The 9,689-nt window shown below is 69.4% G+C and carries 10 protein-coding genes; 6 read left to right on the top strand and 4 right to left on the bottom strand.

Going from position 1 to position 9,689, the window contains the following annotated elements:
- The coding region (locus tag APM_RS20640; RefSeq protein WP_007424343.1) for an FAD-dependent oxidoreductase at positions 1-163 on the bottom strand (163 nt) is incomplete at its 3' end.
- A 4-nt stretch (positions 164-167) separates the two neighbouring features.
- A complete protein-coding gene (locus tag APM_RS15580; protein WP_007424341.1) occupies positions 168-830 on the bottom strand; it encodes a cupin domain-containing protein in 663 nt (220 codons plus the stop codon).
- Positions 831-1,016: 186 nt separating this feature from the next.
- Here APM_RS15580 and APM_RS15575 point away from each other — a divergent pair, with 186 nt between their 5' ends.
- From APM_RS15575 to APM_RS15565, 3 genes are read left to right on the top strand one after another with little or no spacing between them, the layout of a single operon-like run.
- A complete protein-coding gene (locus APM_RS15575; RefSeq protein ID WP_007424342.1) occupies positions 1,017-3,329 on the top strand; it encodes a xanthine dehydrogenase family protein molybdopterin-binding subunit in 2,313 nt (770 codons plus the stop codon).
- Positions 3,326-3,751, top strand: a complete 426-nt coding sequence (locus tag APM_RS15570; protein WP_007424340.1) for a DUF1489 family protein — start codon at positions 3,326-3,328, stop codon at positions 3,749-3,751. Before APM_RS15575 ends, APM_RS15570 begins: the two co-directional genes overlap by 4 nt.
- Positions 3,748-4,545, top strand: coding sequence for a S49 family peptidase (locus tag APM_RS15565; protein ID WP_007424339.1), 798 nt, complete (start codon positions 3,748-3,750; stop codon positions 4,543-4,545). The genes APM_RS15570 and APM_RS15565 overlap by 4 nt, the downstream gene beginning before the upstream one ends.
- A 22-nt stretch (positions 4,546-4,567) precedes the next feature.
- Here APM_RS15565 and APM_RS15560 read toward each other — a convergent pair whose 3' ends face one another.
- Positions 4,568-5,998, bottom strand: a complete 1,431-nt coding sequence (locus tag APM_RS15560; RefSeq protein ID WP_007424338.1) for an NAD-dependent succinate-semialdehyde dehydrogenase — start codon at positions 5,996-5,998, stop codon at positions 4,568-4,570.
- A gap of 37 nt (positions 5,999-6,035) precedes the next feature.
- Positions 6,036-7,361 (bottom strand): aspartate aminotransferase family protein, encoded by a 1,326-nt coding sequence (locus tag APM_RS15555; RefSeq protein ID WP_039888963.1) that lies wholly within the window; start codon positions 7,359-7,361, stop codon positions 6,036-6,038.
- A gap of 195 nt (positions 7,362-7,556) precedes the next feature.
- Between APM_RS15555 and APM_RS15550 the strand changes: the two genes are divergently transcribed.
- From APM_RS15550 to pyrD, 3 genes are all read left to right on the top strand, one after another.
- The gene (locus APM_RS15550) at positions 7,557-8,402 is read left to right on the top strand and encodes a fumarylacetoacetate hydrolase family protein (protein WP_007424336.1); all 846 of its coding nucleotides are present in this window, start codon (positions 7,557-7,559) and stop codon (positions 8,400-8,402) included.
- Between the two features lie 168 nt (positions 8,403-8,570).
- Positions 8,571-9,014: a hypothetical protein gene (locus tag APM_RS15545; RefSeq protein WP_007424334.1), complete on the top strand. Its 444-nt coding sequence runs from the start codon at positions 8,571-8,573 to the stop codon at positions 9,012-9,014.
- A partial coding sequence (gene pyrD, locus APM_RS15540; protein ID WP_007424335.1) for a dihydroorotate dehydrogenase (quinone) occupies positions 9,014-9,689 on the top strand: 676 nt, incomplete at its 3' end. The genes APM_RS15545 and pyrD, both read left to right, overlap by 1 nt.

The following is a 9,689-nucleotide window of genomic DNA, read 5'->3' as shown; positions in this document are numbered from 1 at the left end:
CCGGGCCGAGATCGTAGCAGCCTGAAGCGGTGCGATGCACGAGGCTTCGCCCGCCGATTCGCGAACGCGCCTCGATCACCGCGACATCCTGGCCCGCTTCCTGCGCGCGTGCCGCGAGGGCGAGCCCGGCAAGGCCCGCCCCGACCACGATCAGGTCGTGCATGGCGTCAGGCGGCCGCCGGCAGATGGCCGCTCTTGCGGTAGAGCAGCGCCCCGTCGGCGCTGGCCAGCGCGAGCCGGCTGCCGGCGGGCAGCCGCAGCCATGTGCCGGCGCCGAGCGTCGCGCCGTCCCGCGCGATCGACCCCTCGACCACGAAAATCTCGACCCCGCGCGGATATGCCTGCTCCGCGCTCTCGATCCCGGCGGCGAGGCGGATCATGTCCACCTGCTCCCAGGGCGCCGAAAACAGCAGCGCTTCCGACCACCCCGGCGCCCGCTCGCGCCACAGCCCGGGATCGGTGGTATCGATGCGCACCGGCGCGGCCTCTTCCGGCGGCATCTGCCGCAGCTTCACCAGGATCGTCGCCCCCGGCGCGCTGGAGGGCGTGTGCCGCGACCCGGGCGGATTGCGCACGTAATGCCCGCGCGGAAAATCTCCGGTCTCGTCCGAGAACACGCCGTCCAGCACCAGGAATTCCTCGCCCTCGTCATGCCGGTGCGGGCTGAAGGCCGAACCCGGCGCGTAGCGCACCAGCGAGGTCGCCCGCGCCACCTCGCCGCCGTCGCGCTCCAGCATCCGTCGCTCCACGCCGGCCATCGGCGAGGCGATCCAGTCGAGCGCCGCCGAATCGACGAGCGCCGGCTGGCGAAGATCGGCGTTGATCTGCATGTCTGCTCCTTTCGGCCCGTGGCCGGTCCCAAACACATTCTATCGCCTGCATATGGCCTGTTTCGTGCCGAGGGCAAACCGCTGTTGCCTTGCCGGTCTATTGTATTTTCCCGACCGACCCATATCCTGAGCGCAGGGAAGGCGCGCTGCGGCCGCCGTCAGCAACTGGAAGATGAGGAATCGATCATGGTGAAATTCGGTCTTGCCCAGCCGGTCAAGCGCGTCGAGGATTCGCGGCTGCTGCGCGGCGCTGGACAATATACCGACGACGTTCCGGGCGAGGGCGCGCTGCACCTGCACGTCCTGCGTTCGCCGCACGCCGCCGCGACGATCACCGGGATCGACGCCGAGGCCGCCCGCGCGGTGCCGGGCGTCGTCGCCATCGTCACCGGCGCGGATCTCGCCGCCGAGGGCATCGCGCCGATTCCCTGCATGGTGCCGATCAAGAACCAGGACGGCACGCCGCGCGCCCAGGCCGATCGCCCGGCCCTCGCCCAGGGCGCGGTGCGCCATGTCGGCGAGCCGGTGGCCTATATCGTCGCCGAAACCGCGCAGGCCGCGCGCGATGCCGCCGAGCTGGTCGATGTCCGCTACGACACGAAGCCCTCGATCACCGATCTGGCCAGCGCGATGTCCGACAGCGCGCCGCGCGTGCATGACGACGCGCCGGCCAACCGCGTCTTCGACTGGGCGGTGGGCGACGCCGCGAAGGTGGACGAGCTGTTCGCCGCCGCCGCGCATGTGACGAAGCTGCGCATCGTCAACAACCGCATCGTCGTCAACTCGCTGGAGCCCCGCGCCGCCCGCGCCGAGTTCGACGCGGCGTCCGGCCGCTGGACGCTGACCACCAACACCCAGGGCGGCTGGCTGCTGAAGGACTGCCTCGCCGGCGCCGTGTTCAAGGTGGAGCCGGCGAAGTTCCGCGTCATCACCCCGGATGTCGGCGGCGGCTTCGGCATGAAGCTGTTCGTCTATCCCGAGCATGTCATGGTCTGCCACGCCGCCCGCAAGCTGGGCCGGCCGGTGAAATGGACCTCCGAGCGCAGCGAGGCGTTCCTCTCCGACACGCATGGGCGCGACCACATCACCATCGGCGAGCTGGCGCTCGACGCCGATCACCGGATCACCGCCATGCGGGTGACGGACACGGCGAACATGGGCGCCTATCTCTCGAATTTCGGTCCCTTCATCCCGACCCTCGCCGGCACCAAGGTGCTGGCCAGCGTCTATGGCATGAAGGCGATCCATGCGCGGGTGTTCGGCGTGTTCACCAACACCGTGCCGGTCGACGCCTATCGCGGCGCCGGCCGCCCGGAGAGCAACTATCTCGTCGAGCGGCTGATCGACGCCGCCGCCCGCGAACTCGGGATCGACCGCGCCGAGCTGCGCCGCATCAACATGGTGCCGGCGAGCGCCATGCCCTTCACCACCGCGATGGCGCAGACCTACGATTCGGGCGATTTCCACAAGGTGCTCGACCATGCGCTCGACATGATCGACTGGAAGGGCTTCCCCGCCCGCCGCGCGAAGTCGGCTGCCGCCGGCAAGCGGCGCGGCATCGGCATGGCCTATTACCTCGAGGCGACCGGCGGCGCGCCGGAGGAGCGCGCCGAGATCCGCTTCACCAGGGATGGGCATGTCGATGTCTATGTCGGCACCCAGTCCACCGGCCAGGGCCATGAAACCGCCTATGTGCAGCTGGTGAACGACCGGCTCGGCATCGATCCTGACAAGATCCGCGTCCGCCAGGGCGATACCGACACGATTCCGCAGGGTGGCGGCACCGGCGGCGCGCGCAGCCTTTATTCCGAGGGCCAGGCCATCGCGCTGACCACCGCGACCATTCTCGAAAAGGGCCGCAAGGCCGCGGCCGATCATCTGGAGGCCGCGGAGGCCGACATCGTGTTCCAGGACGGCGCGTTCCGCATCGTCGGCACCGACCGGGCGATCGACGTCATCACCCTGGCGGCGGACCTGCACGGCGATCAGGGCAACGCGCTCGATACCGCCGAGATCGCCAAGATCGAGAAGCACACCTTCCCGAACGGCTGCCACATCGCCGAGGTCGAGATCGATCCGGAAACCGGCGTCACCTCGGTGCTGCGCTATCTGGTGTGCGACGATGTCGGCACCATCGTGAATCCGATGATCGTGCGCGGCCAGGTGCATGGCGGCGTCGCCCAGGGGCTCGGGCAGGCGCTGCTGGAGAACACCGCCTACGACCCGGAGTCGGGCCAGCTCGTCGCCGGCAGTCTGATGGACTATGCGCTGCCCCGCGCCGACGACCTGCCGGATATCGAGGTGGAGTTCGTCTCGGTGCCCTGCGCCTCGAACCCGCTCGGCGTGAAGGGCGCGGGCGAGGCCGGCGCCGTCGGCTCGCCGCCGGCGCTGATCAACGCGGTGATCGACGCGCTTGCCGTCGACGGTATCCGCGAGATCGACATGCCGGCGACGCCCGAGCGCGTCTGGCAGGCGATCTCGGCGCGGCAGGCCGCTTGATCCACCTGGTCAAGCTCGCGGTCGGCGTGAAGGATCCCGGCCACCTGGCCGAGATCCAGCGCCGCCGCGCCGTGGCCGATCCGCCGCTGCGCCACCAGACCCGCAGCTTTCCCAAGCGCGCGGCGGAGCTGACCGATGGCGGGTCGATCTACTGGGTCATCACCGGCGCCGTGCTGGTTCGCCAGCGTGTGCTCGACGTCACCGAGGATGTCTGGGATGACGGCACGCGCTGCACCGGCCTCGTGCTCGACCCCACGCTCGTCCGGGTCGAGGCGCGGCCGATGAAGCCCTTCCAGGGCTGGCGCTACCTCGCGCCGGACGACGCGCCCGCCGACCTGCCGGAAGGCGGCCGCACTTCCGGCATCGAGGACCTGCCGCCGGCGCTGCGGCGCGACCTGCGCGCCCTGGCGCTGCTGCCATGACGCTCCGCCTGCCGTGGTCGCGCCCGTGCGTGCCGGTGATCCGGCTTGCCGGGCTGATCTCGCCGCGCGAGGGGGCGGTCAATCTCGAACGCTTTGCTTCGGCCATCGACCGCGGTTTCGACCTCGCGAAGGGCGGGACGAAGCTGCTGATCCTCGCGATCGAGAGCCCCGGCGGCTCGCCGGTGCAATCCGACCTGATCGGCCGGCATATCCGCCGCAAGGCTGAGGAGACCGGCGTGCGCGTTCTCGCCGTGATCGGCGATGTCGGCGCCTCGGGCGGCTACTGGATCGCCTGTGCGGGCGATGAGATCTTCGCCAATCCGATGTCGATCGTCGGCTCGATCGGGGTGGTCGGCGGCGGTTTCGGCCTGCATGACCTGATCCGCCGCTTCGGGATCGAGCGCCGCATCGTCACCGCCGGCGCCAACAAGCTGCGCAACGACCCGTTCTCGCCCGAACGGCCGGGGGACGCCGCATTCAACCAGGCGCTGCTCGACGACATTCACGATGCCTTCAAGGCGTGGGTGCGCGAGCGCCGCGGCGCCGCCCTGAAAGGCGACGACACGGTGTTCGACGGCTCCTACATGCTGGGTAGCGCGGCGAAGGCACGCGGTCTGATCGACGGATTCGGCGATGTGCGCGGCCTGATCACCGGGCGCTGCGGCCCGCGCGCGAAGCCGGTCTTTCTTGGCCCGAAGCGGAAATTCTCGCTGCTGCGGCTGTTTGGCCGCTCCAGCCTGATCGAACTCGCCAATGCGATGGAGGCCGAGGCGCTCACGCCGAAACTCGGCTGAGCGCCCCGGTCGCTTCGGCGTCTTACGACGCCTGGGTCACGAACTTGGTGGCGAGATAGGCCTCGATCGCCTCGGCGCCGCCTTCCCAGCCATAGCCGCTGTCCTTCATGCCGCCGAACGGCGTCTCGGGCAGGGCGATGCCGTGATGGTTGATCGAGATCATCCCCGATTCGATGCGGTCGCCCAGCGCCGTGACCGTTCTGGCCGACCGCGAATAGGCGTAGGCGGCGAGGCCGTATTCCAGCCGGTTGGCCTCGGTCACCGCGTCCTCGAAGGTCGAGAAACGGTTGACCAGCGCGAGCGGGCCGAACGGTTCCTCGTTCATCACCCGCGCCGTGGTCGGAATGTCGGTCAGCACGGTGGGCTGGAAGAAATATCCCTTGTTGCCGATCCGCTCGCCGCCTTCGGCCACCTTCGCGCCGTGCTTCGTCGCGTCGGCGATGAAGCCCTCGATCGCCGGGATGCGGCGCTCGTTGGCGAGCGGCCCCATCGTCGTGCCCTCCTCGAGCCCGTTGCCGACCTTGATTTTCCGGACCGCGCCGAGGAAGCGCTCCATGAACCCGTCATAGACGCTCTCCTGCACGAGGAAGCGCGTCGGCGCGACGCAGACCTGGCCGGCATTGCGGAACTTGTTGGCGGCGAGGATCTTCGCCGCCGCGTCGAGATCGGCGTCCTCGAAGACGATCGCCGGCGCGTGGCCGCCGAGTTCCATCGTCGCCCGCTTCATGTGCGCCCCGGCGAGGGCGGCGAGATGCTTGCCCACCGCGGTCGAGCCGGTGAAGGAGATCTTCCGCACCGCGCGGTGCGGGATCAGATATTCGGAAATCTCGGCCGGCACGCCGTAGACGAGGTTGAGCACGCCCGGCGGCAGCCCGGCGTCGGCGAAGGCGCGCACCAGCTCGGCGCAGGCGCCCGGCGTTTCCTCCGGCCCCTTCAGGATCACCGCGCAGCCGGCGGCCAGCGCGGCCGAGACCTTGCGCACCGCCTGGTTGATCGGGAAGTTCCACGGCGTGAAGGCGGCGACGATGCCGACCGGCTCCTTGACCACGAGCTGGTAGACGCCCGCCGCCCGCGCCGGGATCACCCGGCCATAGGTGCGCTTCGCCTCTTCGGCGAACCAGTCGATCACGTCGGCGGCGACCGTGGTTTCGCCCTTCGCCTCGGCGAGCGGCTTGCCCTGTTCCATCGTCATGATCGTGGCGATCTCGGGGATCCGCGCCCGGATCAGCTCGGCGGCCTTGCGCAGCAGCGCCGCGCGCTGGAATGCCGGCGTCGCCCGCCAGGTCGCATAGCCAGCCTCCGCCGCTGCGATCGCGGCGTCGAGATCCTCGCGCCCCGCATGGGCGGCGGTGCCGATCACCTCCTCGGTCGCCGGGTTGATCACGTCGAGCGTGCGGCCCGAGGCGGATTTCGTCCATGCCCCGCCGATATGCAGCAAAACGTCCTTGTACATCTATGATCCTGTCTCTGTGTCCTGTCTGGCCGCCGGTTCAGACGGTGGCCAGCACCTTGCGCAGCTTGTCGAACATCTCGTCGAGCTGGTCGTCGGTGGTGATGAAGAGCGGGGCGAAGATCACCGTATCGCCGGCAACCCGCAGCACCAGCCCCTGTTCGAAGGCGCGGCGCAGCACGGCGAAGCCACGCTTGCCCGGCCCGCCCTCGGGCGCGAGATCGACCGCGCCGAGCAGGCCGAAACCGCGGGTGTCGATGACGATCGGGACGTCGCGCAGTGCCGCGATGCGTTCGAGGAATTTCGGCGCCAGCGCCGCGCCGCGCGCGAACAGGTCATCCTCGCGGAAAATCTTCAGCGTCGCCAGCGCGGCGGCGCAGGCCACCGGATGCGCCGAATAGGTGTAGCCGTGGAAGAACTCCACCGCCTCCGGCCCGGCGGCATCGAGAATCGCCTGCTGCACGTCCTCCCGCACGGCGACGGCGGCCATCGGGATGTTGCCGTTGGTGATCGCCTTGGCCATGGTCAGCATGTCCGGCACCACGCCGAACGCATCCGCCGCGAAGGGCGCGCCGGTGCGGCCGAAGCCGCAGATCACCTCGTCGAAGATCAGCAGGATGCCGTGCTTCGTGCAGATCTCGCGCAGCCGCTCCAGATAGCCCTTCGGCGGCACCAGCACGCCCGTCGATCCCGCGATCGGCTCGACGATGCAGGCGGCGATGGTGTCGGCGCCATAGAGATCGATCATGCGCTGCAGATCGTCGGCGAGATCGACGCCGCCATGCTCGCCCTGGCCCATCTGGAAGCGGTTCTCGGGGATGTGCGTGTGCCGCATATGCGCGACGCCCGGCAGGCCGAGGCCGAATGCCTCGCGGTTCTTCACCATGCCGCCGACCGACCAGCCGCCGAAATTGACCCCGTGATAGCCGCGCGCCCGGCCGATGATCCGCTGCCGCTGCCCCTGGCCGCGCACGCGGTGATACTGGATCGCGACCTTGAGCGCGGATTCGACCGCTTCCGATCCCGAGCCGGCGAAGAACACGCGGTTCAGCCCGGCGGGCAGCATCTGCGCCAGTTCGGTGGCCAGCCGGAACGAGCCGGGCACGCCGAACTGGAAGGCCGGCGCGTAATCCAGCTCCTCGAGCTGCCGCGCCACCGCGTCGCGGATCTCGCGCCGCCCGTGTCCGGCCGGCGTGGTGTAGAGGCCGGAGACCGAGTCCAGCAGCTTCTCGCCCGCCGTATTCCAGTAATGCACCCCCTCGGCGCGGGCGATGATGCGCGGCGCATCATGGAACTGCTTGTTGGCGGTGAAGGGCATCCAGTGATGGATCAGCGGCTCGTTCGAGCGCGAAGCGGGCGGGTTCATGGAACGGTCCTCGCAGAAAGGAAATATCGTCAGCTTATTATTTTAATCGGAACACGCGCAAGCCTGGCGGTTGATGTGCCGTTTCGTGACAGTCTGTCGATTATCCTGAACACATCACCGTCGTTTCGCCGCCCCTTGGCCCGCGCCGCCGCCGGGCCTAAAAGCGGTGCTCGACTATAATGGGAGTTTAAATATATGAAACTGTTCAGGCATGGCGCCAGCGGCGCCGAACGTCCGGGAATTGTCGATGCCTCCGGCGCGCTGCGCGACCTCTCCGGCGTCATTGCCGAAATCGACGCCACCGTTCTCTCCGATGCCGGGCTTGCGCGCCTCGCCGCGCTCGACGCCGCGACGCTGCCGCTGGTGCCCGCCGGCACGCGGATCGGCGCGCCGGTTCCCCGGCCGGTCAATTTCATCTGCATCGGCCTCAACTATGCCGACCATGCGGCCGAATCCGGGCTCAAGGTGCCGGAGGAGCCGATCATCTTCCTCAAGGCCGGCAGCGCGTATTCGGGCCCGAACGACGATATCGTGATCCCGCCCGGCTCGAAGGAGACGGACTGGGAGGTCGAACTCGGCGTGATCATCGGCACCGGCGGCTCCCATATCGCCGAGGACGCGGCGCTCGATCACGTCGCCGGCTACTGCGTGGTCAACGATGTCAGCGAACGCGAATACCAGATCCGCCGCGGCGGCACGTGGGACAAGGGCAAGGGCTGCCCGAGCTTCGGCCCGACCGGCCCCTTCCTCGTCACCCGCGACGAGGTGCCCGATCCGCAGGCTCTCGATCTCTGGTGCGAGGTCGACGGCAAGCGGATGCAGAACGGCAACACGCGGACGATGATCTTCGGCGTGAAGACGCTGGTCTCCTATGTCAGCCGCTTCATCCGGCTCGAACCCGGTGACATCATCGCCACCGGCACACCGCCCGGCGTCGGCATGGGCATCAAGCCTGAGCCGGTCTTCCTGCGGCCCGGCCAGACCGTGCGCCTCGGCATCGCCGGGCTTGGCGAGCAGACGCAGAAGACGACCGGCGGCTGATTCGCGCCCGGCATGACCGGAAAGGCCGGATTGCCCGGTGCCGCGCGCGGGCTGTATTGCACCCCGGCGGCACCGGGCCCGGCCATCCGGACGCCGTGCCGCGCGATCTGGATTTTCGTTAATTCTCCTGCCATTGCCGCCGGGGCCAAGCTTCAGTAAAGGCCGATCATGCGCCGCTCGACCCTCACCCTTGTTCTCCTCCCCGCGATTCTCGCCGGCTGTGCCGTGCCCGGCCGAAGAACGCCCGGACCCTATGCCGGGGCGCCGTCGCTGGTCGACGTTGCGGCCCTCACCAGCTTCAACGGCCGCCTGCCGCTGGTCACCATCCCCGAATCCACGGAAATCTGGTCGCCATCGGTGAAATACGCGGTGGATGCCGCGTTGAAGATCAATCCCAAGGCGCGCTTCCGCGTCTATGTCACCGGCCCGACGGCGGGCGGTCCCGCCGCCGCCGAAATGGCGATGGCGCGCCTCGCGCCGCGCGCGGCCCAGGTCGCGGATGCCATCGTCGCCGACGGTGTCGCGCCCGATCACGTCTCGCTCGGCGCCTCGGCGCCGCTGCACGCGGTACCGCCGCCCGCAACACCCGAGATCGTGGTCTTCGCGAAGTAATGCCCGTCGCTGATCTGGCGACGGCCGCGCTGCGCCTTCTCGAACCGGAGACGGCGCACAACGCCGCCATTGCGGCGCTGCGCCTCGGCCTCGCCGGAAGGCAGCGTGTTCCCGCCGATCCGCGCCTCGCCATGCCGGCCTTCGGACGGACCATCGCCCTGCCGATCGGCCTCGCCGCCGGGTTCGACAAGAACGCCGCCGCCCTCGCCGGCCTGTCCCGCCTCGGCTTCGGCTTCGTCGAGGCCGGCACCGTCACCCGCCGGCCGCAGCCGGGCAATCCGAAGCCCCGCCTGTTCCGCCTCGAGGATGACGGCGCGCTGATCAACCGCATGGGCTTCAACAATCTCGGGATCGAGGGTTTCGCCGCCCGCCTTGCCAGGGCTGACCGCGCGCTCACGGCGCTCGGCGCCAATCTCGGCATCAACAAGGAGGGCGCCGATCCGCTGGCCGACTACCCCGCCCTGGTCGCCGCGGTCGCCCCGCATGCCGACTACGTCGCGATCAACGTCTCTTCGCCGAACACGCCTGGCCTGCGCGACTTGCAGGCCGCCGACCGTCTGGCCGCGATCCTCGACGCGATCCGCGCCGCCGTGCCCAACGCGCCGCCGCTCTTCGTCAAGCTGGCCCCCGATCTCGACGAGGCGGCGCTGCCCGAGCTGGTCGACATGGCGATCG

Origin of the sequence: Acidiphilium sp. PM (assembly GCF_000219295.1) — a bacterium.
In the GTDB taxonomy this organism is placed as follows: Bacteria; Pseudomonadota; Alphaproteobacteria; order Acetobacterales; family Acetobacteraceae; genus Acidiphilium; species Acidiphilium multivorum.
The sequence above is the reverse complement of the archived record's forward strand: the minus strand, read 5'-3'. Positions and strand labels throughout refer to the sequence as shown.

Excerpts from the sequence above, each read along its gene's own strand:
- APM_RS15565 (WP_007424339.1), top strand. The coding sequence starts at position 3,748 with ATGACGCTCCGCCTGCCGTGGTCGCGCCCGTGCGTGCCGGTGATCCGG.
- APM_RS15580 (WP_007424341.1), bottom strand. The coding sequence starts at position 830 with ATGCAGATCAACGCCGATCTTCGCCAGCCGGCGCTCGTCGATTCGGCG.
- APM_RS15555 (WP_039888963.1), bottom strand. The coding sequence starts at position 7,361 with ATGAACCCGCCCGCTTCGCGCTCGAACGAGCCGCTGATCCATCACTGG.
- APM_RS15545 (WP_007424334.1), top strand. The coding sequence starts at position 8,571 with ATGCGCCGCTCGACCCTCACCCTTGTTCTCCTCCCCGCGATTCTCGCC.
- APM_RS15560 (WP_007424338.1), bottom strand. The coding sequence starts at position 5,998 with ATGTACAAGGACGTTTTGCTGCATATCGGCGGGGCATGGACGAAATCC.
- APM_RS15575 (WP_007424342.1), top strand. The coding sequence starts at position 1,017 with ATGGTGAAATTCGGTCTTGCCCAGCCGGTCAAGCGCGTCGAGGATTCG.
- APM_RS15550 (WP_007424336.1), top strand. The coding sequence starts at position 7,557 with ATGAAACTGTTCAGGCATGGCGCCAGCGGCGCCGAACGTCCGGGAATT.